Origin of the sequence: Corynebacterium sp. HMSC08A12, assembly GCF_001807485.1 — a bacterium.
Classification (GTDB): domain Bacteria; phylum Actinomycetota; class Actinomycetes; order Mycobacteriales; family Mycobacteriaceae; genus Corynebacterium; species Corynebacterium evansiae.
In genome coordinates, this window is record NZ_KV789190.1 from 72,089 (window position 1) to 96,397 (window position 24,309).

At 63.3% G+C, this 24,309-nt stretch carries 21 protein-coding genes; 14 read left to right on the forward strand and 7 right to left on the reverse strand.

Annotation, left to right across the window (positions count from 1 at the left end; genetic code table 11):
- A partial coding sequence (locus tag HMPREF3166_RS10370; protein ID WP_305763952.1) for a biotin/lipoyl-containing protein occupies nucleotides 1-838 on the reverse strand: 838 nt, incomplete at its 3' end.
- Nucleotides 839-1,036: 198 nt separating this feature from the next.
- Between HMPREF3166_RS10370 and HMPREF3166_RS09115 the strand changes: the two genes are divergently transcribed.
- Nucleotides 1,037-1,432 (forward strand): oxidoreductase, encoded by a 396-nt coding sequence (locus tag HMPREF3166_RS09115; protein WP_070488929.1) that lies wholly within the window; start codon nucleotides 1,037-1,039, stop codon nucleotides 1,430-1,432.
- Between the two features lie 64 nt (nucleotides 1,433-1,496).
- On the opposite strand, the gene HMPREF3166_RS09120 is transcribed toward HMPREF3166_RS09115, so the two are convergent.
- Nucleotides 1,497-3,200 (reverse strand): leucyl aminopeptidase, encoded by a 1,704-nt coding sequence (locus tag HMPREF3166_RS09120; protein ID WP_070488932.1) that lies wholly within the window; start codon nucleotides 3,198-3,200, stop codon nucleotides 1,497-1,499.
- A 147-nt stretch (nucleotides 3,201-3,347) separates the two neighbouring features.
- Here HMPREF3166_RS09120 and HMPREF3166_RS09125 point away from each other — a divergent pair, with 147 nt between their 5' ends.
- Nucleotides 3,348-4,547, forward strand: coding sequence for a branched-chain amino acid aminotransferase (locus tag HMPREF3166_RS09125; protein ID WP_070488935.1), 1,200 nt, complete (start codon nucleotides 3,348-3,350; stop codon nucleotides 4,545-4,547).
- On the opposite strand, the gene HMPREF3166_RS09130 is transcribed toward HMPREF3166_RS09125, so the two are convergent.
- Complete coding sequence (locus tag HMPREF3166_RS09130) at nucleotides 4,514-5,518, reverse strand: nicotinate-nucleotide--dimethylbenzimidazole phosphoribosyltransferase (protein WP_070488938.1); 1,005 nt, start codon at nucleotides 5,516-5,518, stop codon at nucleotides 4,514-4,516. The two genes, HMPREF3166_RS09125 and HMPREF3166_RS09130, sit on opposite strands and share 34 nt — an antisense overlap.
- Before the next feature lie 10 nt (nucleotides 5,519-5,528).
- Nucleotides 5,529-6,257, reverse strand: a complete 729-nt coding sequence (locus HMPREF3166_RS09135) for a DUF3043 domain-containing protein (RefSeq protein ID WP_049049551.1) — start codon at nucleotides 6,255-6,257, stop codon at nucleotides 5,529-5,531.
- Nucleotides 6,258-6,442: 185 nt separating this feature from the next.
- Here HMPREF3166_RS09135 and HMPREF3166_RS09140 point away from each other — a divergent pair, with 185 nt between their 5' ends.
- Nucleotides 6,443-6,787 carry a HesB/IscA family protein gene (locus HMPREF3166_RS09140; protein WP_034972061.1) on the forward strand — a complete coding sequence of 115 codons (345 nt, stop codon included), beginning with the start codon at nucleotides 6,443-6,445 and terminating at the stop codon, nucleotides 6,785-6,787.
- Nucleotides 6,788-6,936: 149 nt separating this feature from the next.
- Here the strand turns inward: HMPREF3166_RS09140 and asnB are convergent, their stop codons facing one another.
- On the reverse strand, nucleotides 6,937-8,874 hold the full coding sequence (gene asnB, locus HMPREF3166_RS09145) for an asparagine synthase (glutamine-hydrolyzing) (RefSeq protein ID WP_070488941.1): 1,938 nt from the start codon (nucleotides 8,872-8,874) through the stop codon (nucleotides 6,937-6,939).
- 190 nt (nucleotides 8,875-9,064) lie between these two features.
- On the opposite strand from asnB, the gene HMPREF3166_RS09150 reads away from it, so the two are divergent.
- The 3 genes from HMPREF3166_RS09150 (at nucleotide 9,065) to HMPREF3166_RS09160 (ending at nucleotide 12,667) form a co-directional block, all read left to right on the forward strand.
- Entirely contained in the window at nucleotides 9,065-10,825 is a 1,761-nt protein-coding gene (locus HMPREF3166_RS09150) for a pyruvate dehydrogenase (RefSeq protein WP_070488944.1), read from the forward strand.
- A gap of 259 nt (nucleotides 10,826-11,084) precedes the next feature.
- Complete coding sequence (locus HMPREF3166_RS09155) at nucleotides 11,085-12,194, forward strand: aa3-type cytochrome oxidase subunit II (protein WP_070488946.1); 1,110 nt, start codon at nucleotides 11,085-11,087, stop codon at nucleotides 12,192-12,194.
- 41 nt (nucleotides 12,195-12,235) lie between these two features.
- Nucleotides 12,236-12,667: an aa3-type cytochrome oxidase subunit IV gene (locus HMPREF3166_RS09160; RefSeq protein ID WP_034986467.1), complete on the forward strand. Its 432-nt coding sequence runs from the start codon at nucleotides 12,236-12,238 to the stop codon at nucleotides 12,665-12,667.
- A gap of 102 nt (nucleotides 12,668-12,769) precedes the next feature.
- On the opposite strand, the gene trpD is transcribed toward HMPREF3166_RS09160, so the two are convergent.
- Nucleotides 12,770-13,873 (reverse strand): anthranilate phosphoribosyltransferase, encoded by a 1,104-nt coding sequence (gene trpD, locus HMPREF3166_RS09165; RefSeq protein WP_070488949.1) that lies wholly within the window; start codon nucleotides 13,871-13,873, stop codon nucleotides 12,770-12,772.
- A gap of 417 nt (nucleotides 13,874-14,290) precedes the next feature.
- On the opposite strand from trpD, the gene HMPREF3166_RS09170 reads away from it, so the two are divergent.
- From HMPREF3166_RS09170 to HMPREF3166_RS09185, 4 genes are all read left to right on the forward strand, one after another.
- On the forward strand, nucleotides 14,291-14,902 hold the full coding sequence (locus HMPREF3166_RS09170; protein WP_034965190.1) for an aa3-type cytochrome oxidase subunit III: 612 nt from the start codon (nucleotides 14,291-14,293) through the stop codon (nucleotides 14,900-14,902).
- Between the two features lie 86 nt (nucleotides 14,903-14,988).
- Nucleotides 14,989-15,888: a cytochrome bc1 complex diheme cytochrome c subunit gene (locus HMPREF3166_RS09175; protein WP_070488952.1), complete on the forward strand. Its 900-nt coding sequence runs from the start codon at nucleotides 14,989-14,991 to the stop codon at nucleotides 15,886-15,888.
- Entirely contained in the window at nucleotides 15,885-17,090 is a 1,206-nt protein-coding gene (locus tag HMPREF3166_RS09180; RefSeq protein ID WP_034986473.1) for a cytochrome bc1 complex Rieske iron-sulfur subunit, read from the forward strand. The genes HMPREF3166_RS09175 and HMPREF3166_RS09180 overlap by 4 nt, the downstream gene beginning before the upstream one ends.
- Nucleotides 17,087-18,721: a cytochrome bc1 complex cytochrome b subunit gene (locus HMPREF3166_RS09185; RefSeq protein WP_049049543.1), complete on the forward strand. Its 1,635-nt coding sequence runs from the start codon at nucleotides 17,087-17,089 to the stop codon at nucleotides 18,719-18,721. The genes HMPREF3166_RS09180 and HMPREF3166_RS09185 overlap by 4 nt, the downstream gene beginning before the upstream one ends.
- 120 nt (nucleotides 18,722-18,841) lie before the next feature.
- Here HMPREF3166_RS09185 and HMPREF3166_RS09190 read toward each other — a convergent pair whose 3' ends face one another.
- Nucleotides 18,842-19,480, reverse strand: a complete 639-nt coding sequence (locus HMPREF3166_RS09190; RefSeq protein ID WP_237744758.1) for a 3'-5' exonuclease — start codon at nucleotides 19,478-19,480, stop codon at nucleotides 18,842-18,844.
- A gap of 468 nt (nucleotides 19,481-19,948) precedes the next feature.
- On the opposite strand from HMPREF3166_RS09190, the gene HMPREF3166_RS09195 reads away from it, so the two are divergent.
- The 4 genes from HMPREF3166_RS09195 to HMPREF3166_RS09210 all read left to right on the forward strand — a co-directional run bounded on the left by HMPREF3166_RS09195 (nucleotide 19,949) and on the right by HMPREF3166_RS09210 (nucleotide 24,308).
- A complete protein-coding gene (locus tag HMPREF3166_RS09195; protein WP_034986477.1) occupies nucleotides 19,949-20,560 on the forward strand; it encodes a C40 family peptidase in 612 nt (203 codons plus the stop codon).
- Nucleotides 20,561-20,783: 223 nt separating this feature from the next.
- Complete coding sequence (locus HMPREF3166_RS09200; protein ID WP_070488954.1) at nucleotides 20,784-21,986, forward strand: NlpC/P60 family protein; 1,203 nt, start codon at nucleotides 20,784-20,786, stop codon at nucleotides 21,984-21,986.
- A 41-nt stretch (nucleotides 21,987-22,027) separates the two neighbouring features.
- Entirely contained in the window at nucleotides 22,028-23,230 is a 1,203-nt protein-coding gene (locus HMPREF3166_RS09205; RefSeq protein WP_070488957.1) for a glycosyltransferase family 4 protein, read from the forward strand.
- Nucleotides 23,231-23,339: 109 nt separating this feature from the next.
- Nucleotides 23,340-24,308 (forward strand): ROK family protein, encoded by a 969-nt coding sequence (locus HMPREF3166_RS09210; RefSeq protein WP_070489181.1) that lies wholly within the window; start codon nucleotides 23,340-23,342, stop codon nucleotides 24,306-24,308.
- Nucleotide 24,309: the final 1 nt, after the last annotated feature.

Consider the following 24,309-nt stretch of genomic DNA (forward strand, 5'->3'; position numbering starts at 1 on the left):
CCGGCATGGTGACGTCCTCGGCCTCGCCGGAAGCGGAGCCAGAACCAGAGTTGTCAGAGGACTTGGACTCAGAGTCGTCGGAGGAGTCAGACTCGCTGGAGTCGGACTCGGACTCGCTGGAATCGGAGGAATCAGCGGACTCATCGGACTCGGAAGAATCGGAGCCGGAGCCAGAGGAGCCGGAAGCAGCGGCGCCCTCGTCGCCGATGCGGGCGATGACCTCGCCGACGTCGACCGTGTCGTCCTCGTTAGCCAGGATTTCTACCAGGGTGCCGGCGACCGGGGAGGGGATCTCGGTGTCGACCTTGTCAGTGGAGACCTCGAGCAGCGGTTCGTCGACCTCAACCTTGTCGCCGACGCTCTTCAGCCACTGGGTGATGGTGCCCTCGGTGACGGACTCGCCCAGCTCCGGCATGGTGACGTCCTCGGCCTCGCCGGAACCAGAGCCGGAACCGGAGCCAGAGTTGTCAGAGGACTCAGACTCAGAGTCATCGGAGCCGGACTCGGACTCCGCAGAACCGGACTCACCGGACTCCTCGGCAGCGTCGCTGGAATCGTCGTCGCTGGAGCTGTCGGCGTCAGAACCAGAAGGCTCTTCGCCCTCCTCACCGATCTCGGCGATGACGGCGCCGACGTCCACAGTGTCGTCTTCCTCTGCGATGATCTTCAGCAGCACACCACTTGCGGGGGACGGGATCTCCGTATCAACCTTGTCGGTCGATACCTCCAGCAACGGTTCGTCGACGGAGACCTTGTCTCCGACCTTCTTCAGCCACTGAGTAACGGTGCCCTCGGTTACGGACTCGCCCAGTTCGGGCATTTCGACGGAGTACGCCATGGTGTTTGAAGCTCCTCAAGCTAAACGGAAATCAGCTGTGGTTATTTGGTTGAAATACTACATAAGTCTACGCGCCTTGCCGTTGCTCCGCCGAGCGCCCCCTCGCCCTTTACCTCCGTGCCTTTTTCATGACGCCCCCCTCACCGCCTCCGCGCACCTTTGGGGAACCGCCGGGTATGTCAACTAGAATTGGCTAACGTGTTTAATCTTTTCGGCCGGAACAAGAATACTTCCACCCGACCGCCGCGTGCGCCGGGGGAGACCATCCGCCCCAAGGACCTGGCCTACCTGCAGCAGTGGGCCGGAACCCGCAAGGGTGTGGAGGGTTTTGTGGAGCCGGAAACCATCGTCAACGAGATGTCCGTGGTGCTGGTCGACAGCGAGGGGGAGTGGACGCGCCGCCGCATCGGCGGGCCGAAGGGCATCGACAAGGTGGCCCAGTCGGTCGGCATTCCCCTCTATTTCGCGGAGGAGACCGGCTACCCGCAGCGCATGCGAGACCGCATCGAGCGGGATCGGCTGATCAAGAAGCGCCTGGAGCAGCGCGAACGGCGCGCGCAGTTTGAGCAGCGCCGCGCCGAGCAGGGGGAGTAGCGCCTAGCCCCGGCCCGCCCCGCGCAGGTGAGCGCGAGCCGCGGGCAAGCGCAGCCCGGCCTGCCTAGCCCTTCAGCGCAATATCCTCCAGCGCGGCGATGATCGTGCGCACCGGCGAGCCGGTGGCCCGCTTCGGGGTGTAGCCGTACGCAGCGCCGTCGTTGTAGGCCGGGCCAGCAACGTCAATGTGCACCCACTGCACGCCCTCAGCCACGAAGTTCTTCAGGTAGTGGCCCGCCACGGACATGCCACCCCAGCGGTTGCTGGAGATGTTCTTAATGTCCGCCACATCCGACTTCAGCGCCTCGCCCAGCTCCGCGGGCAGCGGCATCGGCCAGCCGGCATCGCCCACGCGCTGGGAGATCATCGCCACGCGGTCGCGGAAATCCATGGAGCCCATGATGCCCGGCGTGCGGTCGCCCAAAGCCACCATCTGCGCGCCCGTCAGGGTGGCGGTCTCGATGAGGTAGTCCGGGTTGTCCTCGCAGGCGCGGACGATGGCATCGGCCAGCACCAGGCGGCCCTCCGCGTCGGTGTTCAGCACCTCGGTGGTGGTCCCGCCGTAGTGGCGCAGCACGTCGCCGGGGCGGGTGGCCTCTCCGCCGGGCATGTTCTCCGCCAGCGGGACGGTGGCCGTCACGCGCGCCGGAATGTTCAGCTCAGCTGCGGCGATCACCGCTGCGACGACGGCCGCGGAGCCACCCATGTCGGAGATCATGTTCCACATCTTCGCCGGCGGCTTCAGGGAAATTCCGCCGGTATCGAAGGTGATTCCCTTGCCGACCAGCGCCACGCGCGGGGAATCCTCGGCGATCTTGTCCGGATTGTAGTCCAGGCGCACCAGGCGCGGCCCGCGCGCAGAGCCCTGGCCCACGCCCAGGATTCCGCCGAAGCCCTGCTCCTCCAAAGCGGCCTCGTCGAGCACCTCCACCGTCACGTCCGTGTGCTGTGCAGCCTCCGCGATAATGCCCGCGTAGCTTTCCGGGTACAGCACGTTCGACGGGGTGTTCACCAGGTCGCGTGCCAGTGCGACCGCCCGCACGGTGGCCTGCGCGTGCTCCAGAGTGTCCGCCGGATCCTCGCCGGTCAGCACCTCAATCGACTCGATCGCCGGCGTATGCTCGGCCGTCTTCAGCCCGCGGTACTCGTAGGCGCCTAGCGCGTGGCCGACCAGGGCGGCCTCTGCGCCCAGCAGGCCCAGGGTGCTCACCACTCGCGCGCCGCGCGGCTCGCCCTTATCTTGGCCCTCTTGTTGTTCGGGCTTCTTGATGCTTCGGGACGCCACGCCTGCGGCCACGCGGACGTCCTCCGCAGACACCTCATCGGCTGGCCCCATACCGATTGCCAGAATCTTCTCCGGGCCTGTGGATCCAGAGCCGGCCTCGACAAGCCCCTCGGCAGTCTCCGGCTCTACGGTGGATTCCTGCACCTGGGCGGACAGGTTGCCGGTGGAGACAACCTCGCTGCGGCGCTCGGCCGAGAGGTTGGGGACCACCGTCACCTCGCCAGCAGTGCCCTTGGCGCCGACGGAGATAAGCAGCTTCCACATTTCCAGCTGCTGCTCGGCCGTGAGGGCGTCAATAGGAGCACCAGTGAGCTCCAGACCGGCCTCACCTTCGAAGACCGGGATGACCAGCGTATCGATGACCGACGGGGTGACGGTGCCGCTGTCCTCGAGCGTGGAATCGGTGTGGACCAGCGACATCTGCGGGACGAAGCCGCGGGATGGCAGGCCGGCGATGGGGGAGGAAGAGTTGGTGGCGGTCATAGGGGAATCGACTGCTCCTTTGAAATGGTTGTTTGCTGGTTTCACTCTACCCAGATTCGCCTGCTGGCAGACCGGCGGGAGTGATCCCCCCCGAGAAATTGTTAGCCCCCTCACACTTTTTCGTAGCGGCAGAGTAGTCTGGGACTCATGACTACTCCAGAGGCAAACCCCCAGACCCCAAAGGCCCAGCAGAGCTCCCAGGTGGAGTTCACCGTCACCCGCACCGAGAACCCGGTGACCGACGACAAGATCGCTGAGATCCTCGCTGCCCCGGGCTTCGGCAAGTACTTCACCGACCACATGGTCGCCATCGACTGGAACACAGAAGAGGGCTGGCACAACGCCCGCGTGGAGCCCTACCAGCAGATCCAAATGGACCCGGCATCCAGCGTGTTCCACTACGGCCAGGCCATCTTCGAAGGCCTGAAGGCATACCGCGGCGAAGGTGGCAAGATCGTCACCTTCCGCCCGGAGCAGAACGCCCGCCGCTTCCAGAACTCCGCCGCCCGCATGGCCATGCCGGAGCTGCCGGAGGAGCTGTTCCTGGAATCCCTGCGCCAGATCGTGGACATCGACCAGCGCTGGGTTCCGCAGGGCGGTGGCGAGGAATCCCTGTACCTGCGCCCGTTCATGATCTCCCGCGAGGTCGGCCTGGGCGTGCACCCGGCCAGCAGCTACACCTTCTTCGTGATCGCCTCCCCGGCGGGCGCCTACTTCTCCGGCGGCATCAACCCGGTGAGCGTGTGGCTGTCCACCGAGTACACTCGCGCTGCCCCCGGCGGCACCGGCGCGGCGAAGTTCGCCGGTAACTACGCGGCCTCCCTGGCGGCGCAGGCCTCCGCGGAGAAGGAAGGCTGCGACCAGGTTGTCTGGCTGGACGCAACCGAGCACAAGTACATCGAGGAGATGGGCGGCATGAACCTGGCGTTCGTCTTCGGCAGCGAGGATGAGGGCGAAGGCGAGGCCGCCGGCGCAGGCGCCGAAAATGTCACGCTAGTCACCCCGGAGCTCTCCGGCTCGCTACTGCCGGGCGTTACCCGCCTCTCCCTGCTGGAATTGGCGCGCGACCTGGGCTACAAGGTGGAGGAGCGCCGCATCTCCACTGACGAGTGGAAGGAAGCCGCGAAGTCCGGCGCCATGACCGAGGCCTTCGCCTGCGGCACCGCAGCCGTCGTCACCCCGGTCGGCACCGTGAAGGACGAGTCCGGCGAATTCCAGGTCAACGGCGGCCAGACCGGCCCGGTGACCATGCGCCTGCGCGAGCAGCTGACGGGCATCCAGAACGGCCGCGTCGCCGACAAGCACGGCTGGCTCTACACGCTGGTGGAGCAGGCAGCCACCGCGTAACGCACCATCGGCAGGGCCAGGACTGCGCCCAGCCCCTGGCCGGTGCCGAGCTGCAAATCCAGCAGCGGCTCTAAGCCCAGCGCATTGAGCGCGGGGAGGGCAGCGGGCTCCGTGCCCGCCGAAGCTGCCAGCCACCAAGCGGCGGCCCCCGGCGCCAGCATCTGCGCGCACAGCGCTGCCGCGGCGGCGCCTACGCCGTCGAAAATCACAGGCGTGCGGCGCACCGCCGCCTGCGCCAGAATCCCCGCCATCACCACCAGGTCGGCCGAGCCGATCTGCTGCAGCACCCGCGAGGCCACCGCCTTGTCATCGCGCACGCGGAACATCGCATCGCGGATCACCGCCACCTTCGTCTTCCACGCCTCGTCGTCGATGCCGGAACCCCGGCCGATGATTTTCACCGGCTCCACGCTGCACACGCTGCCGATCACCGCAGCGGCCACCGTGGTCAGCCCACGCCCCAGATCACCCAGCAGCAGCACCTGCGTGCCCTTGTCCGCCTCCTGGTCGGCGAAACGCATGCCGCGCTGCAGGTGCCTTACATAGTCCTCGGGGCTTAAGGCGTCCGCGGTGTCGATGGAACCGGAGGGGGTACCCAACGTGGCGTCAATAATAGAAAGAGAAACCCGTGCCGACCTGCAGGCATCCACAACCGGGGCGGCGGCATCGGCCAAGTTCTGACGCACCTGGGCATTGAAGTCGGCGGGCAGGGCGGAGATCTCCGGGTGCGCCTCGGCCACCCCGTGCTCGCCGGTAACCACAACCATCCGCGCCGCGTTCAAAACGTCGGCGGGGGCGGAACCCTGGCAGGCGGCGATCCAGGTGGCGACCTCTTCCAGCCTGCCCAGCGAGCCAACCGGAATGCCGGCCTTCGTCGGCGCGGTGGTGCGGAGCTGCTCGGCTCGACTGCGCGTGGCCTCGTCCGGCGGGACGATAGACGGGAAGTTCGGGGCGGAGGTCGTAGAAGCCATGGGGTTTAGTCTAAACGCTGTCGCCGATCTGCTTCTGCGGGGCAGGGGTGCGCAGGCGACGGATCATCGTGGCGCGGGTGAACGCATACAGACCCAGGCTGAACTTGCCGTGCGGGTTGTTCGGGAAGCGCTCGTTGACCTCGCGGTTAATGCGGCGGCCGAGCCAAATGCCCTCGCCGATCATGATGAGGAACACGACCATCATCACCAGCGAAGCCAGGTTGGCGATGTTCGGGTTGGACATGCCGAAGATCATGATGACGATGACCAGCAGCGCCAGCGGTAGGAAGAAGTTCATCATGTAGCGGCGGGAATCAATCCAGTCGCGGACGAAGCGCTTCTCCGGGCCCTTGTCGCGATCCATGAGGTAATCCTCGTCGCCGGCCATCATGCGCTGGTTGGCGCGGCGCCGCTCGCGGTTCGCCTCGTCCTTCTTGCGCTGCTTCATGGCCTTGTATTCTTCCTTGGACATGGAGGCCTTGAGCTCCTTGCGCTGCTTGCGCGCCTCGCCCGGGGTGGCGGGAGCGGTGTAGGCGCTGCGGCGCACGCCGTGCTTCCGCTCCTGCTCGTTGCGCTTCGGGGTGGCCTTGCCCTTCTTCGGGGTAAAGGCCTTGGAGTTCTTTTCCTTAGTGACGCCACCGTCTGCGTCGCTGTCTACCTCAGCCGACGCATTGGCATCCTGCGGCGAGGCCTGATCCTCGGCTGAGTCGGCGACCGTTTCCTGCTTCTTCCATGGCATTTTCACATGTAACAGGCTAGAGCAGGAGGGCAGGGGAACAAAACTAACAACGCTGGCGCGGGAACGCGGAGAAAAATCGTTGGCGCGGGAATAACCCAAGAGGGCAGTGGCGTTGTGGAACAATGAGGCGTAGCTTGTGAGCAAAGCCATTTCAAGAATTCGGTCATTTATTGAGGAGGACCAACATGACTGCTCCAGAGAAGGTCACCGGTGTGGAGCTGACCGAGGCCGCCCAGCAGAAGGCAAGCGCCCTGCTGGCACAGGAAGGCCGCGACGATCTTTCCCTGCGCATCGCAGTGCAGCCGGGCGGTTGTGCTGGCCTGCGCTACCAGCTGTTTTTCGATGATCGTTCCCTGGACGGCGATCTGGTGGACGAGTACGAGGGTGTGAACCTGGTTGTGGATCGCATGTCCTCCCCGTACCTGATGGGTGCGAAGATCGACTTCGCGGACACCATCGAGTCTCAGGGCTTCACCATCGACAACCCGAACGCTTCCGGCTCCTGTGCCTGCGGCGATTCCTTCAGCTAAGCGGCTCTCGCAGTTCTAGCGGATCGAGCGGAACTGAGCCCTTTTAGTTAGTGACGCCCCCTAGGGATGAATTCCCTCGGGGGCGTTTTCGGGTCTCTAGCGTCTAGAGCGGGGCGGCGGGCTCTAGACGTGGGCTCTAGGGGCGGGCTCTAGAGGTTGACCGGGTACTGGCGCTGGTCGATCTGCGGATCGATGCGATCCTCGACGAAGATGCCGTGCCAGACCATGAATGCGATGACGGTCCACAGTCGGCGGGAGTGGTCCGGGCCGGAGCCGGTATTCATCGCCACGCGGTGCTCGTCCAGCATCTTCAGGACCTCTGCCTTGTTGAAGATGTGGTCGGTCTGCGAGGCCTCGATGTTCTCCTTGGCCCAGCCGTAGAGCTCGTCGCCGGCCAGCCAGTGGCGCATCGGCACCGGGAAGCCCAGCTTCTTGCGGTGCAGAACGTGCGGGGGAACGATGCGCTCCAGTGCCTTGCGCAGCGCGTACTTGGTGGTGCCGTGGGAGATCTTGAGCTCGTGGGGGAGGGTTTCCGCCACGTCGAAGACGACCTTATCCAGGAACGGCACGCGCAGTTCCAGGGAGTTTGCCATGTTGATCTTGTCGGCCTTCACCAGGATGTCGCCACGCATCCAGGTGAACAGATCCAGGTGCTGCATGCGGGCGACCGGGTCCATGTCCTTGGACTTCGCGTAGATCGGCGCCGTGACCTCGCGGTGATCCCACTCGGGGCGGATCTCGCGCAGCACGCGCTCCAGCTGCTGGTAGTTGAAAGAGCGCGCGTTGCCGTAGTAGCGATCCTCCATCGGCATGGTGCCGCGCTGCAGCAGGGACTTACCGCGCATGCCCTCGGGCAGTGCGTTGCCCACGCTGGACAGCACGCGCTTCAGTGGGGAGGGGACCTTGTCGAAAGGCGCCAGACTTAGCGGCTCCTTGTAAATGGTGTAGCCACCGAAGAGCTCGTCGGCGCCCTCGCCGGAGAGAACCACCTTGACGTGCTTGCGGGCTTCCTGTGCCACGAAGTACAGCGGAACTAGCGACGGGTCGGCCACCGGATCGTCCAGGTACCAGATGATCTTCGGGATCGCCTCGGCGTACTCCTCCGGGCTGACTACCTTAACGATGTGCTCGGCGCCGATGGCGGCGGCAGACTCCGCGGCCACGTCGACTTCGGAGTAGCCCTCGCGCTCGAAGCCGGTGGTGAAGGTCAGCAGATCCGGGTTGTGACGCTTGGCCAGCGCGGCGATGGCGGTGGAGTCGATGCCGCCGGAGAGGAAGGAACCGACCGTGACGTCCGCGCGCATGTGCTTGGCCACGGAGTCCTCCAGGGCCTCGGCGATGCGCTGGAACACGGCTTCCTCGTCGCCGGCCGCGACCTTCTTGACCGGGAAGCGCGGCTCGAACCAGCGGGTTTCCTCGATCTTCCCGCCGGGGGTTACAAAGCCGTAGCTGCCGGATTCCAGGCGGCGAATGTGCTTATGCAGGCTCTCCGGCTCCGGGACGTACTGCAGATCCGTGTAGTGCGCAATGGCGCGGATATCCAGATCCAGGTTCAGACCCAGCTCTTCCGCCATCGACAGGATGCACTTCTTCTCCGAGGCGAAGACGGTGCCCGCCTCGGTGGTGGCGACGTACATCGGCTTGATGCCGAACTGATCGCGGGCCAGGAACAGCTTCTTTTCCTTGGAATCCCACACCGCGAAGGCGAACATGCCGCGCAGGTGGTTCACCACGTCGGCGCCCCAGTGGTGGAAGCCCACCACGATGGTCTCGCCGTCGCCCTCAGTATTAAAGGTATAGCCAGCTTCCTTGAGCTCCTCGCGCAGCTCGACGTAGTTGTAGATCTCGCCATTGAAGGTCAGCGCGTAGCGGTCCGCCTCGCCCTCCGGGCCCCACTGCAGGGGCTGGTGCGAGTGCTCCAGGTCGATGATGGATAGTCGGTTGAAGCCGAAAACAACATCTTGGTCGTGCCACGTGCCGCTGTCGTCCGGGCCACGGTGGTGCATGCAGGGGAGTGCGCCCTCTACAGCCTCAACGAAATTTTCCGCGGCGCCGTTCGCCGCAATGATTCCAAGCAATCCACACATGCGTTCTGACTTTACGCGGGAGGGGTAGAGGTGGGCTAGTTGCCACGGCGGGGAGCAGACCGTTTTAAGACTGAGTTATTGAGCACACGGGCCATCTAGCGACTGAGTGATGTGCATTACATAGATCCGCTTCTGTGAGACTGTACAGCGATCCATGCGCTGGTCCGTAGCTCCGCGTAGCCTGGGAGCCATGGCAAAAAATTTCGCATCACAGCTGGTAAAGACTCTAGAGAAGCAGGGCGTCAAGCGAATCTTCGGGCTGGTGGGCGATAGCCTTAACCCGATCGTCGACGAGGTTCGCCAGTCCTCCATTGAATGGATCCACGTGCGCAACGAGGAAGCCGCGGCCTTCGCCGCCGGTGCGGAATCCCTCGTCACCGGCGAACTGGCCGTATGCGCCGCCTCCTGCGGCCCGGGCAATACCCACCTGATCCAGGGCCTCTATGATTCCCACCGCAACGGTGCGAAGGTGCTGGCCATTGCCTCCCACATCCCGAGCGTGCAGATCGGCAGCCAGTTCTTCCAGGAGACCCACCCGGAGCAGATCTTCCAGGAGTGCTCCGGTTACTGCGAGATGGTGAACTCCGCAGCACAGGGGCCAAAGGTGCTGCACCACGCCATCCAGTCCACGCTGGCCGGCAACGGCGTTAGCGTGCTGGTCATTCCCGGCGACGTATCCTCCCAGGAAATCGAGGAGGAAGGCTTCATCGACTCGGTGTACGCCAAGGGGCGCCCCGTGCTGTACCCGGATGCCGAGGAAGCAGCCCGCCTGGCCAAGGCCATTAACGATGCCGAGACCGTTACTTTGTTCTGCGGTGAGGGCGTCAAAAATTCTCGAGAGCAAGTGCTCGAGCTCGCAGAGAAGATTAAGTCCCCAGTCGGCCACGCCTTCGGCGGCAAGATGCACATCCAGTACGACAACCCGTTCGACGTCGGCATGTCCGGGCTGCTGGGCTACGGTGCGGCGCGCGAGGCGATGTACGACGCTGACCTGCTGATTCTGCTGGGCACCGACTTCCCGTACACAGACTTCCTGCCGACCGGCAACGTGGCGCAGGTGGACATCGACGGCTCCCACATCGGCCGCCGCACCACCATCAACTACCCGGTGGTCGGCGACGTCGGGGCGGTGATCGACACGATCCTGCCGCACATCGAGGAGAAGACCGACCGCAGCTTCCTGGATAAGCAGCTGCGCAACCATGCGCGGGCGCTGAACCACGTGGTGGACGCCTACACCAAGAAGGCAGGCAAGTCGAAGCCCATCCACCCGGAATACGTGGCGGACACGATCGACCGCCTGGCCGCCGAGGATGCCATCTTCACCATCGATACCGGCATGTGCAACGTCTGGGGTGCCCGCTACATCACGCCGAACGGCAAGCGTGAAGAAATTGGCTCCTTCCGCCACGGCACCATGGCCAACGCGCTGCCGCAGGCGCTGGGTGCGCAGGCCGCGGACCGCGACCGCCAGGTGATCTCCTTCTCCGGCGACGGCGGCCTGGGGATGCTCATGGGCGAGCTGCTGACCGCCAAGCTGCACGACCTGCCAGTCAACATTGTGGTCTTTAATAACTCCTCGCTGGGCATGGTGAAGCTGGAGATGATGGTCGCCGGCCTGCCCGAGCACGAAACCGACCACGAGCACGTGAACTTCGCCAAGATCGCGGAAGCCATCGGAATTAAGGCGATCCGCATCGAGGATCCGGCGGACGTGGAGAGCGGTATTAAGGAAGCTCTGGCCTACGACGGCCCGGTGCTGGTGGACGTGGTTACCGACCCGAATGCGCTGAGCCTGCCGCCGAACATCACCTGGGAAATGATGATGGGCTTCTCCCGCTCCGCAACGCGCACCGTATTCGAGGGTGGCGTGGGGCGCATGGTCGACCTGGCCCGCGCAAACCTGCGCAACATCGGTGGTGCCGGAGTGATCGAGATGAACAAGTTCTAGAACACCCCAAAACCCCCACAAAGGCGGGAGTCACGCACTGCGCGGGCTCCCGCCTAACCCGTGTGGGGGCAATGTGGGTAGCTGCCAACCCCGAAAAGGGAAATTCCGCTTCCGCGATGGTGGCAATGTCCTGTTAATGGTCTAAGGTTCTTTAAGTGAAGTGGTTGTAGGTCTATCTATCGCGCGCGAACTGCAGGCGCGCGGCAGACCTCAAGGCCTACAACGCAAAGTGACGTGTGAATGAGGAAGGCAAACTCGCGTGGAACAGCGAAATAAGCACGGTTTGACTCGCCGTATTGGCCTCGCCGGTGTACTGGGCCTAGCTGGCCTGGTTCTCTCCGGCTGTACTGTCGCCCCGCCGGAGAACGGTTTCTTTAACTTCTTGCGCATGGGCTGGCCGAAGGGCATCACCCCGGAGTCCAAGGAAATGGGCAACCTGTGGGTGTGGGTCTGGGTCGTCGCCTGGATCATCGGCATCATCATGTGGGTGCTGCTGTTTGTGAACATGGGTAGGTCTAGCGCCAAGAAGGCTGAGAAGCGCGGCGAGGACGAGTTCCCGCGCCAGACCGGCTACAACGTTCCGCTGGAGCTGGTTCTGACCACCCTGCCGGTTCTGATCGTCTGTGGCCTCTTCTTCTTCAACGTTCAGGCGCAGGACCGCGCAACGGCTCTGGACAAGGATCCGAAGGTCGTCGTCGACGTGACCGGCTACCAGTGGAACTGGAAGTTCGGCTACCGGGAGATCGCTGCAGAGCTGAACGGTGGCCAGGAGTACAAGGGTGTCGACGAGAAGGCACAGGCTCGCGCAGAGGAGTCCAAGAAGCCTGCGGAGAACCTGGACGAGCACGGCGACCAGATCCCGGGCCCGATCCACGGCAACTCCAAGGATGACCTCAGCTACCTGAACTACAACAAGATCGAGACCGTGGGCACCACTCAGGAGATCCCGGTTCTGGTCGTTCCGTCCGGCACCGCCATCGAGTTCGATCTGGCTTCCGCTGACGTTGTCCACTCCTTCTGGATCCCGGAGTTCCTGTTCAAGCGTGACGTGTTCCCGCACCCGAGCGAGAACCGTTCCGAGCGTCGCTTCCAGGTTGAGTCCATCGACGAGGAAGGCGCATACGTCGGCCGCTGTGCTGAAATGTGCGGTACCTACCACGCAATGATGAACTTCGAGCTGCGCGTCGTCTCCCCGGAGAAGTTCGAGCAGTACATCCAGTTCCGCAAGGACAACCCGGAGGCTCCGAACTCTGAGGCTCTGAAGGCCATCGGCGAGGAAGGCTACGCAACCTCCACCCACCCGTTCGAGTCCGACCGCACCGGCACCCGTACTCCGAACGAGAACTACAAGGACCGCAACGCCGCTTAGGAAGCGGAGCGCAAGGTTAATTAAGGAAGAGAGATAAGCAAATGAACTCTGGTGCAAAGCTTTTCTACGGCCTCGGTACCTTCTTCGTTGTGGTCACGGTGTTCTACTTCATCGTCACCTCCTCCGTGAAGGACGCGGGCAACGTGATGGGCGTTGAGTGGGCTGGTGGCACCGGCCTGGTCATGGCCACCCTGCTGGCCTTCATGCTCGGTGGTTACCTCCACCTGACCGCCTCCAAGACCGACATCGGCCCGGACGACTGGGAAGAGGCAGAGATCGAGGACGGCGCTGGCGTGCTGGGCTTCTTCTCCGCAAGCTCCATCTGGCCTTTCTGGATGACCGTCTCCATCGTCGTGATGGGCGCCGGCCTGGCCTGGTGGCACCTGTGGCTGGTTGCCTTCGGCGCGGTCATGCTGATCTGGGCCACCACGATGCTGAACCTGCAGTACGGCCTGCCGCCGGAGAAGCACTAAAACTTCACACTTCACTAGAAACTCCCCCTCCGCCAGTCTTTAGGACTGGGAACGGAGGGGGAGTTCTTTTTCTATTTGGTGACGCCCTCGGGCGCCACCTGGCTAGAACTCTTTGCCTACGATCTTTTCCATTTGCTTGAGGGCGGCACCGGATTCCAAAGCCTCGCGGGCGATTTGCACCTGCTCGCGCAGAGTCTCCTGGAAGCCCTTCTCCTCCCAGCCTCGCACGGCCGTCAGGGCGCCAGCGGCGTTGATCAAGACAGCATCCTTGATAGCGCCGGAGATCTCGCCCTTCATCAGGCGCACGGCCACGTCCGCGTTGTACTGTGCGTCGCCGCCGACCAGGCTGCCGTCCTCGTAGAAGTCGAGGCCGACGTTGCGAGGGTTAATGACTTCCTCGCCGGTGCGGCCGTTGGCGTCCACAGTAACGACCTCGGTAGGAGTGCACACAGAGATCTCGTCCATGCCATCCATGCCCCGCACCACGAGAACGCGGCTGCCTTGGCGGGCGAACGCGCCGCCCATGATGGGCATGAACTCCTTGAAAGCGCAGCCGATCAGGCCGAACTTCGGGTACGCGGGGTTGGTCATGGGGCCCAGCAGGTTGAAGATGGTGGGGGCGCCCAGCTGGCTGCGCACGGGGCCGGCGAAGCGCATCGCCGGGTGGTAAGTCTTTGCAAACATGAAGGCGAAGCCCGTCTCGTGCGCATCTTGGCGGATGGCCTCGGGGGAGCGCTCGATGTCCAAGCCCAGGGCCTCCAACATGTCTGCACCGCCGCACTTGGAGCTGGCGGCGCGGTTGCCGTGCTTAACCACCGGCACGCCCGCGGCGCTGACCACGAAGGAAGCCATGGTGGAAATGTTGACAGTGTGGTGGCCGTCGCCGCCCGTGCCCACGATGTCAACGCAGTTGGGGACGTCCGAGAAGTCAACCGGGGTGGCGAAGCTAGTCATCGTCTCGGCGGCGGCGGCCAGCTCGGCGGCGGTGATGCCACGCACGCGGATGCCGAAAGAAAAGGCGGCGATCTGCGCGTCGGTAGCGTTGCCCTCCATGATCTCGTTCATCGCCCAGCGAACCTGAGCCTCGCTGAGCTCCTGGCCCTTGCCGAGTCGCCCGAGCAGGCCGGGCCAGGTGAAGTAGCTCGGCGGTAGCTGCTCGGGGCTAAGGCCGCTGGTTTCTGCGGAACGTGGGGTAGTGGGGGACATGGCTGCTTCGACGCACCTCTCTGTCAGGGACCTGTGCCGCGCATCGGCACAATGAAGTAGATGGTTGCATATGGTTGCTGTACTAACCAGTCTATTAGGTGCGGGGGAGCTCGGAAGCCTTTGGGTAGTGACGCCCCTAGGGATCGGCTCCGAGAGATTGGCCGTCGGGGGAGTTCCCGGGGATACCGGGTGGCTAACCCCATAGTGGGGTGGTTGGTGTGTCAGCCCTTGACGAAAGTGGCATGTGACCTGTCGTTATGTGACTCGTCGGATACGGGGCTGGAAAAGTTCCCACTAACCCCTAACGGGGTTGGCTTTCAGGTTTATCCAAGGTTTCACCTGCGATTTTACAGATTGCTTCCAGAAAACCGCCGAAGTGAATCGACTATCGAGCTTTAAACGGCCATACTGTTATGCGTGACGAGCGCAGTTGAAAACCCAGGTATGGCAGCACCACAACGTGTTGCGACACTGAACCGACCCAACATGGTCAGTGTCGGCACGATTGTGTTCCTGTCTCAGGAATTGATGTTTTTCGCTGGCCTGTTCGCGATGTACTTCGTGTCCAAGGCCAACTCTGGCGGCAATTGGCCGTCTGAGCCCACCGAGCTGAACGTGCCCTTCGCGGCAACGATTACGGTCATCCTGATCAGTTCTTCGTTCACTGCTCAGTGGGGCGTCTTCGCAGCGGAGAGGGGTGACGTCTTCGCGCTACGCAAGTGGTACGCACTGTCCGCGCTGCTGGGAACTATCTTCCTCATCGGCCAGGGCTACGAGTATGTCCACTTGGTGCAGCACGGAACCACCATCCCCGGATCCGTCTACGGATCGGTCTTCTTCATCACGACAGGCTTCCACGGCGCGCACGTGCTCGCCGGTGTTATCGCCTTCCTCGTGGTGCTGCTGAGGACCGCGAAGTCGAAGTTCACCCCGGCACAGGCCACCGCCGCCGTCGTTGTGTCCTACTACTGGCACTTCGTCGACGTCGTGTGGATCGGCCTGTGGATCACCATTTACTTCATTCAGTAGGCCGGCCAGGTCGGTTCTTCTCCCCCAAGAAGAGAGTCGGCCTACAGCCCATCGCAATTCCATTGACTAACAAATAAGGGAACAAGATGGATATCAACTCCACCAACGCAACCACGGAGCAAGTCTCCAGTGGTTCGAAGGGCAGTGCCGCTAAGGCACGCCGCCGCCGGAAGGTCCGCAAGGCCTTCGCCGGCGCGTTGGCTTTGCTGTTCGCGCTCACGGGCGCGGGCTTCCTCGCCAACGCATTGACCCCCGATGCACAGAACGCCGTTGCAGAGCAGAGCGCGGAGGATCTGGCACAGCAGGGTAAGGAAATCTACGAAGTTGCTTGTATCACCTGCCACGGTGCAAACCTGCAGGGCGTGAAGGACCGCGGTCCTTCCCTGATCGGCGTCGGTGAGGGCTCCGTGTACTTCCAGGTGCACTCCGGCCGCATGCCGATGCTGCGCAACGAGGCGCAGGCAGGCCGTAAGCCTCCGCGTTACTCCGAGCAGCAGGCTCTGGCACTGGCCGCATACGTTAACGCTAACGGTGGCGGCCCGGGCATCGTCCGAGATGCTAACGGCGAGATCGCCATGGAGTCCCTGCGTGGCGCCAACAACAAGGAGGGCAAGATCGACCCGGCCGACGTTGCCCGTGGTTCCGATCTGTTCCGTCTGAATTGTGCATCTTGCCACAACTTCACCGGTAAGGGTGGCGCACTGTCCAGTGGTAAGTACGCTCCGCCGCTGGCTCCGGCCAACGAGCAGGAGATCTACCAGGCCATGCTGACCGGCCCGCAGAACATGCCTAAGTTCTCCGATCGCCAGCTGACTGCTGACGAGAAGAAGGACATCATTGCCTACATCAAGTCGGCTGAGGAGTCCCCGAACCCGGGTGGCTTCGGCCTGGGCGGTATCGGCCCGGTGACTGAGGGCATGGTCATGTGGTTTATCGGCATCGTGGTTCTCGTTGCCTTCGCTATGTGGATTGGATCGCGGTCATGAGTGAGAACAACAAGAAGTACAGCAACGAAGAGCTGTCGAAGATGAATAACGACGAGCTCGCCCGCCTGGGTACCGAGCTTGACGGCGTGACGGTTGCATACCGCAAGGAGCGCTTCCCGATCGCTAACGATCCCGCTGAGAAGCGTGCGAGCCGCAAGGTCACCATTCTGCTGGCCCTGTCGATTCTGTTCGGCATCGCTTTCATCGGTGTCTACCTGTTCTGGCCCTGGGAGCACAAGGGGCTGGAAGAGGACGGCCTGTGGCTCTACTCGGTCTACACCCCGCTGCTGGGCATCACGTCCGGCCTGAGCATCACCCTGCTCGGTGCGGCCATCGTTGCCTACACCAAGAACTTCGTTCCGGAAGAGATTTCGGTTCAGACCCGTCACGACGGCCCGTCCGAGGAAGTTGACCGCCGTACCCTGGTCGCTCTGCTGAACGACTCCTGGAAGACTTCCACCCTGGGCCGCCGCCCGGTTATCGCCGGCCTGGCTGGCACCGGTGCGGTCCTGGCTGGTCTGGTTATCGCTCTGCCGCTGGGCGGCATCGTGAAGAACCCCTGGAAGGCCAAGGCAATGGGCATTCAGGGTGACGGTACCCTCTGGACCACCGGCTGGACGCTGGTGGAGCAGGGCGAGAAGGTCTACCTGGGTCGCGACACCGGCGCTATCGCCGAGGAGCACGACGGCCACTACAGCACCAAGGGCGTGTCTCGCCTGATCCGCATGCGCCCGGAGGATCTGGACGCAGCTTCCATGGAGACCGTCTTCCCGCTGACCGAGGACATGGTCAACGATGGCGACAAGTTCGACAAGGACCGCGACGTCTACGAGGAGCACATGCACTCCATTCACGGCTCGCGTAACGCAGTCATGCTGATCCGCCTGCGCCCGGAGGATGGCGACAAGGCCATCCTGCGCGAGGGTCAGGAGGACTTCCACTACGGCGACTACTTCGCCTACTCGAAGATCTGTACCCACATCGGTTGCCCTACGTCCCTGTATGAGCAGCAAACTAATCGCATCCTCTGCCCGTGCCACCAGTCCCAGTTCGACGCACTGCAGTACGGTAAGCCGATCTTCGGACCGGCAGCCCGTGCACTGCCTGAGCTGTCGATCTCGGTGGACGAAGAGGGATACATGTACGCCGACCGTAACTTCATCGAGCCTGTCGGCCCGGCATTCTGGGAGCGTCGTTCATGACCACTAAACAACAGAGCCGCGCTGCTAAAGCGGCCAACAACATCGACGAGCGGTACACTGCCTCCGGCCTGATCCGCCCGCAAATCAACAAGGTATTCCCGACTCACTGGTCCTTCATGCTCGGTGAGATCGCGCTGTACTCCTTCATCATCCTGATCCTGTCCGGTGTCTACCTGACGCTGTTCTTCGATCCGTCCATGTCGAAGGTGATCTACGACGGCGCCTACGCACCGCTCAACGGTGTGGAAATGTCCGCCGCCTACCACACCGCCCTGGACATCTCGTTCGAGGTTCGCGGTGGCCTGTTCATCCGCCAGGTCCACCACTGGGCTGCACTGCTGTTCGCAGTGTCCATCATGGTTCACATGATGCGCATCTTCTTCACTGGTGCATTCCGCAAGCCGCGTGAGGCTAACTGGGTTATCGGTTGCGTCCTGCTGCTGCTGTCCGTGGCAGAGGGCTTCATGGGTTACTCCCTGCCGGACGACCTGCTCTCCGGTGTTGGTCTGCGCATTATGTCCGCCATCATCGTTGGTCTGCCGATCATCGGTACCTGGCTGCACTGGATCATGTTCGCTGGTGACTTCCCGGGTGAGATCATCATTCCTCGCCTGTACATCGCCCACGTGCTGCTGATCCCGGGTATCCTGCTGGCCCTGATCGCCGCTCACCTGGCACTGGTTTGGTACCAGAAGCACACTCAGTTCCCAGGACCGGGTCGCACGGAGAACAACGTCGTCGGCGTTCGTATTCTGCCGGTCTTCGGTCTGAAGGCTGCTTCCTTTGGCCTGATCACCTTCGGTGTCGTCGCCCTGATGGCCGGCATCTTCCAGATCAACGCAATCTGGAACCTGGGCCCGTACAACCCGTCGCAGGTCTCCGCTGGTTCCCAGCCGGATATCTACATGCTGTGGACTGACGGTGCTGCACGTGTCATGCCAGCATGGGAGCTCTACCTCGGTAACTACACCATTCCGGCTGTGTTCTGGGTAGCTCTGCTGCTGGGCCTCCTGGTTGTGCTGCTGTTCGCTTACCCGTGGATCGAGCAGAAGATGACGGGCGATGACGCCCACCACAACCTGCTGCAGCGTCCGCGCGACGTGCCGGTTCGTACCGCACTGGGTGTCATGGCACTGGTCTTCTACGTGCTGCTGACCATCTCCGGTGGTAACGACCTGGTTGCACTGCACTTCACGATCTCGCTGAACCTGATGACCTGGGTTGGCCGTATCGGCCTGGTGCTGCTGCCGCCGCTGGCGTACTTCATCACCTACCACCTGTGCATCTCCCTGCAGCGCAACGACCGCGAAGTTCTGGAGCACGGTATCGAGACCGGTACCATTCGCCAGCTGCCTTCCGGTGGCTTCATCGAGGTCCACCAGCCGCTGGGCCCGGTCGACGAGCACGGCCACCCGATCCCGCTGGAGTACCAGGGTGCATACGTTCCGAAGACCATGAACGAGCTCGGCGCAGCCGGCCAGCCTGGTCGCGGTAGCTTCTTCACTCCGGATTCCCCGGAGATCGCGGAGAAGGCGGAGCACATCGAGAAGGCCAACCACGCGGAGCAGAAGGAAATGTTCGAGCGTCTGAACGAGGAGAACCGTCGCCGCCACGAGGAGCTCGACAAGTAGTCTCCGTTCGAGCTAACTCAACTGCTCTCACATAAGGCTCGAGAAAATCCCGTCCACCATCCGGTGGGCGGGATTTTTGCTGTTAGAAGTTAGGTAGCTGCCCGCAGCGCCCGGAAGGCTTTAGTGCGTCGACAGCGCCCGCAGGACGTCGTAGGTGGCTAGGGCGTCGCTCATTGCGCGGTGTAGCGGGCGGTGGGGGACTTTAAGGTATGACGCCACGTTTCCCAGCCGATAGCGCCCCACCGACTCTCTAGGGATGAGCGCGCGGGAAGCCTCCGCTGTGCAAACCAGGCGCGGGGTGTATGGAGGGCTTACGGGGTCCGGGGCTAGGGCGACATCGCCCAGCTGGGCGCGGAGGATCTCGTGTTGGAGGAAGGAGAAGTCGAAGGAAACATTGTGCCCCACAAGGCGCGGAGCCTCCAGGCCCGGCGTATCCCGGAGGAAAGCCAGCAAGCCCGGCAGAATCTCGGCGAAGCTGGGCTTGTCGGCCAGCAGACCGTCGGAGATGCCCGTGAGGTCTGTGATTTCCTGAGGCACGTCGCGATGCGGGTTGAGCAGGGTAGTGAACTGATCCTGGAGCTCGCCGTCGCAGATGCGCAAGGCGGCGATCTCAATGATTCGCTCATCCTGCGGCCGTAGCCCCGTGGTTTCAATGTCGATGACGATGCAGTTTTCAAGGGTCTGCTGCAGGTCTAGGCGCAGCTTGCCGCTGTGCAGACCTGACGATTCATCTGGAGAGTGAGGCTGGGTAGGGGACACGGGGAGTAAGTCTAGCGGGCGGGTAGGACAGCGGTGGCTGAAGTGGTGCGCCGCGGGGTCGTAGGGGCGTCAATAACAGGACAGAAACACGCCAGAAACGGCGTATGTGAGGAGGATCACATAAATGAGTTCCTTAAAAGTCCCTAAACGAGCTTCTTTGACAGTCGCTAGGGCCGCGTTCTCCAAATTCGCAGGTCAACGAATTATAAAGCTTTGGTAACTTTCACGTTCGCCTTTAGGGTTTAGAAAATCTCAGTTTTATAACAACGGCACGTCGGCGGCTGAATCGCAGGATATTTGGCGAAGAGCTGGACACGGCTTGTGTTCATTTCGTAATCTTTTCGAGACCTTAAGGGTGAGCGACAAAGAGTTCACCGCACCGCGGTAGCGCACAGGAGCTACCGGGCGAGGGGAGAAGGAAGAGTTCCGAACCCCAGACAACGGATTGAAAGGTAATTGAGGACTTATATGGGCAAGCACAGCCTGAAGAAGAACAACGCACCCCGCAACGCAGCAATGATCGCCGCTGTCGGTGTGGGCGCCGCTGTACTGAACCCCGCTGCAGCCCAGGCTGCTCCGGTTACCCACACCCCGTCCGGCGTCACCGTTGACGTTCCGGACCACCTGCTGCCGACCATCAAGCCCTACTTCAAGCAGGCAAACCTGACCACCGGTGGCAACAACGCTCCGGCGCCTGCAGCTAAGCCGGCTGCTAAGAAGAAGCCTGCTGCTTCCTCCGTCGGCCAGCGCATCGCTAATATCGCGAAGTCCAAGGTTGGCGCTCCGTACTCCTGGGGCGCATCCGGCCCGAACGCTTTCGACTGCTCCGGCCTGACCTCCTGGGCTCACCGCCAGGTTGGCAAGAACATCCCGCGTACCTCCTCCGCACAGGCTAACGCAGGCAAGAAGGTCTCCCTGAACGCTCTGCAGCCGGGCGACGTCATCTCCTACTACGGCGGTGCTTCCCACGTTGCTATCTACATCGGCAACGGCAAGATCGTCCACGCACTGAACTCCTCCAACCCGGTGCGTATCGACAACCTGCACATGATGCCGGTTTACAACGCGGTGCGTTTCTAAATTTCTTAGTGACGCCCACCCGGCGTTTCGCCAGCTCGACAGATGTAATCGGGGCTGGTGTTACAGCTGGTGAGCATGTGATTAAGTGGGGCTGGAACCCGGTTGGGGCCAGTCCCACTTTTGCCCTTTCTTGTGGCAGAATGTCTATCGTTATCAAACGTTGATAAACGTTGCCTGGCCGTTCGGCGGCCTAGATTAGTTGAGAATTAAAGAAAGTCCAGTCGTGAACGTGTTGTCTTCCTCTTCCCGTGATCGCCTCGTCGGCACCCGCACCGTCGCTAAGGCCGCCACCGCGGCTCTGCTAACCCTCGCCGTTGGCGCCTCCCTCCCGCAGGCCGCGGCGGATCCGCAGCAGGAACAGCAGCAGGGCAACCCGCAGCAGCGTGAAGAGAAGAAGGACGACGAGAAGGCCGAGCAGAAGCGCGCCGACGAGATCCGCCGCCTGCTGGACGCGCCGATCCCGGAGGACGTGGACGGCCTGCTGGCTCACGTGGACAAGATCTCCGGCTTCGCCTCCGAGACCTCCGACGAGGTCGAGCAGCTGAAGATCGACATCGACCAGGCACAGGGGAACCTGGACAAGGCCAATAAGTCCGCCGAAGATGCGCAGAAGAAGGCCGACAAGCTCAACATCGACGTAGAGGCTTCCCGCAAGAACGTCTCCGGCGTGTCCAAGGCCATGTACCGTGGCGCAACCGTGGATCCCGTCTCCGCCTTCGTTGGCTCGCAGGGGCCGCAGGCAGCCGTTGAGCGTTCCTCCTACCTGGCATCCATCGGCGACAAGCGTGCAGAGACCGTTACCGCCCTGACCCGACAGCTCAAGGAAGCCGCCAGCGAGAAGAACAAGGCCAGCCGTTCCAAGGCCACCGCCGACTTCCAGCTGCGCACTCTGAACGACCGCAAGAAGGACCTGGAAGAGCGCAACGATCAGCTGGATGCGCTGAAGGACAAGGTCATGAAGGCCGTCGACGGCTTGAGCCCGGAGGATCGTCGCCGCTGGGTCGACCGCAATGGCCCGATCGACGTGGACGTGAAGCAGTTCCTCGGCGACCTGAAGAAGAAGGCCGGCTCCGACGGTCCGGTGAACGCCACCGGCGTGGTTGCGGCCGCCCTGTCCAAGCTGGGCGCTCCGTACTCTTGGGGCGCCACCGGCCCGGACGCCTTTGACTGCTCCGGCCTGATGTTCTGGGCTTACCAGCAGGAGGGCAAGTCCATTCCGCGTACCTCCTCCGCTCAAATCGCGGGCGGTCAGTCGGTCTCCATCAACGACCTCCAGCCGGGCGACATCGTCGGCTACTACCCGGGCGTGACCCACGTCGGCATGTACATTGGCGACGGCAAGATCGTCCACGCCTCCGACTACGGCATCCCTGTCCAGGTTGTTCCGGTGGACTCCATGCCGATCCAGGGCGCGGCGCGCTACTAGGCCGCCTGTCTGCACCGGCGCGTGCGGTAGCATCCTTGCGTATGCCAAAGGAAGACCAGCCCCAAGAAAACCGGCAGAGCCACCCGCGCGTCCTCGTCGTAACTAACGACTTCCCGCCGACCCTCGGCGGGATTCAGACCTACGTGCGCGACTACCTCTCCACACTGAACCCGGAGAACGTCGTTGTCTTCGCCTCCACGCAAAACACAGAGGACGCGCGCGCCTTCGACGCGCAGCAGCCCTACCAGGTGGTGCGCTGGCCGCGCAGCGTGATGCTGCCCACCCCGGCCACCGCGCGGAAGATGCAGCAGCTGATCCGCGAGCACAACATCCACACCGTCTGGTTCGGCGCCGCCGCGCCGCTGGCGCTGATGGCGAAGGCCGCACGTGCGGCGGGCGCTCGGCGCGTGGTCGCCTCCACGCACGGCCACGAGGTCGGCTGGTCGATGTTCCCGGGCTCCCGCCAGGTGCTGCGGCGTATCGGCAACACAGTGGACTGCCTGACGTATGTTTCCCACTACGCCCGCAACCGCATGGCCGCCGCGTTCGGCCCTACTGTTGCCTGGGAACCCATGCCCGGCGGGGTGAACACCGACCTGTTCCGCCCGGATCCTGACATGCGGAACACCCTGCGCGCCCGCTACGGTCTGGGGGACAAGAAGGTCGTCGTCGCCGTTTCCCGCCTGGTCCCGCGCAAGGGCCAGGACACGCTGGTAAGGGCCATGCCCGCCATCCTGCGCGAGCACCCGGATGCGCACCTGCTAATCGTCGGACCCGGTACGTACCGCGGGAAGTTGGAGAAATTGGCGCGTCGGCTGGGCGTCCTAAAGAACACAACCTTTACCGGCGCCGTCGATGTAGAGGAGCTACCGGGCCATTTCGTGGCCGGCGACGTGTTTGCGTTGCCGGTGCGCACGCAGCTGGGTGGGTTGTCGGTGGAAGGCCTCGGCATCGTGTTCCTGGAGGCGCAGGCCGCCGGTGTGGCCACTGTCGCCGGCAATGGCGGCGGTGCACCCGAGACGGTGATCGACGGGGAGACCGGGCTGGTCGTGGACTCTCGAAACTTGGACGACGTTGCGGGGCGTATCTCTTCTTTGCTTGGTGACGCCCCCACGCGCCAGCGCCTATCGACCGCAGCGAGGGAGTACGTGACGGGGAAGTGGACCTGGGAGGTCCTCGGCCACCAGTGCCGTGCGGTGATGGCCGGAACCGGCGGCATTCCGCCGCGCCACAGCTTCGCCTGAGACCCGGCTGGCCGGGGGACGGCAACCGCAGAATTTCTATGCGCTGCCCGGCTGGCTAGAATGAGGGGGTTAATCGGTACAGAAGAAGCTAGAGAGGGTGGAACGCCTAGTGACTGGGACCCTAACCGTGGGCGTGGACATCGGTGGCACGAACCTGCGCGCCGCCGTAGTGGACGCGGACGGGAAGATCCTGGACATCGAGAAGCTGCCCACTCCCTCTAACGTGTACGCGCTGGAAACCGCGCTGGTGCATGCCATCGGCTGCCTGCAACGCCGTAACGAGGGGATCGTGGCGGTGGGCCTGGCCGTGGCGGGGTTCATTAACTCCCAGCGCGATACGGTCCGCTTCGCCCCGCACCTGCCGTGGCGCAACGCGAAGGTCACCGAGCGACTGAGCGCGAAGCTGGGGCTGCCGGTGGAGCTGGAGCACGACGCAAACTCGGCCGCGCTGGGGGAGTACTACCTGGGGGCAGCGCAGAACGCGGGGACGTGGGTCCTGTTCGCACTGGGTACCGGCATCGGTGGTGCCGTGATGGTGGACGGGGAGATCTACCGCGGAGCTTTCGGCACCGCCCCGGAGTTTGGGCACCTGACCGTCATGCCCGGCGGGCGGGCGTGCCCCTGCGGCAAGCAGGGCTGCCTGGAGCGCTACTGTTCCGGCTCGGCGCTGGCGCTGACGGCGCAGGATCTGATTGCAACCGGCCGCTACCCGGATTCGGCCATCACCCGCGAGTTTGCGCAGCACCCGGAGGAGATTTCCGGCCGGGCGATCGTGCGCCTGGCTCGGGAGGGTGATCCGCTGGCCCGCGCCGCTATCGAGGACATGGGGCTGTGGCTGGGGCGCGGCCTGTCCCTGGTGCAGGACGTGCTGGATCCGGAACTGATCGTGATCGGCGGGGGAGTCAGCTCCGACGCGGACCTGTTCCTGGACCAGGCGGAATCGATGATGAACTACAGCATCGTCGGCGCAGGCCACCGCCCGGTAGCCGAGGTGAAAACCGCACAGCTGGGTGGCGATGCCGGTATGATCGGCGTGGCGCTGCTGGCGCGCAAGCAGCTTGAGCGTGGCGCTGAATAGG

Coding starts and splice junctions, on each gene's coding strand:
- HMPREF3166_RS09120 (WP_070488932.1), bottom strand. CDS start 3,200: ATGACCGCCACCAACTCTTCCTCCCCCATCGCCGGCCTGCCATCCCGC.
- HMPREF3166_RS09125 (WP_070488935.1), top strand. CDS start 3,348: ATGACTACTCCAGAGGCAAACCCCCAGACCCCAAAGGCCCAGCAGAGC.
- HMPREF3166_RS09130 (WP_070488938.1), bottom strand. CDS start 5,518: ATGGCTTCTACGACCTCCGCCCCGAACTTCCCGTCTATCGTCCCGCCG.
- HMPREF3166_RS09135 (WP_049049551.1), bottom strand. CDS start 6,257: ATGCCATGGAAGAAGCAGGAAACGGTCGCCGACTCAGCCGAGGATCAG.
- HMPREF3166_RS09140 (WP_034972061.1), top strand. CDS start 6,443: ATGACTGCTCCAGAGAAGGTCACCGGTGTGGAGCTGACCGAGGCCGCC.
- asnB (WP_070488941.1), bottom strand. CDS start 8,874: ATGTGTGGATTGCTTGGAATCATTGCGGCGAACGGCGCCGCGGAAAAT.
- HMPREF3166_RS09150 (WP_070488944.1), top strand. CDS start 9,065: ATGGCAAAAAATTTCGCATCACAGCTGGTAAAGACTCTAGAGAAGCAG.
- HMPREF3166_RS09160 (WP_034986467.1), top strand. CDS start 12,236: ATGAACTCTGGTGCAAAGCTTTTCTACGGCCTCGGTACCTTCTTCGTT.
- trpD (WP_070488949.1), bottom strand. CDS start 13,873: ATGTCCCCCACTACCCCACGTTCCGCAGAAACCAGCGGCCTTAGCCCC.
- HMPREF3166_RS09175 (WP_070488952.1), top strand. CDS start 14,989: ATGGATATCAACTCCACCAACGCAACCACGGAGCAAGTCTCCAGTGGT.
- HMPREF3166_RS09180 (WP_034986473.1), top strand. CDS start 15,885: ATGAGTGAGAACAACAAGAAGTACAGCAACGAAGAGCTGTCGAAGATG.
- HMPREF3166_RS09185 (WP_049049543.1), top strand. CDS start 17,087: ATGACCACTAAACAACAGAGCCGCGCTGCTAAAGCGGCCAACAACATC.
- HMPREF3166_RS09195 (WP_034986477.1), top strand. CDS start 19,949: ATGGGCAAGCACAGCCTGAAGAAGAACAACGCACCCCGCAACGCAGCA.
- HMPREF3166_RS09205 (WP_070488957.1), top strand. CDS start 22,028: ATGCCAAAGGAAGACCAGCCCCAAGAAAACCGGCAGAGCCACCCGCGC.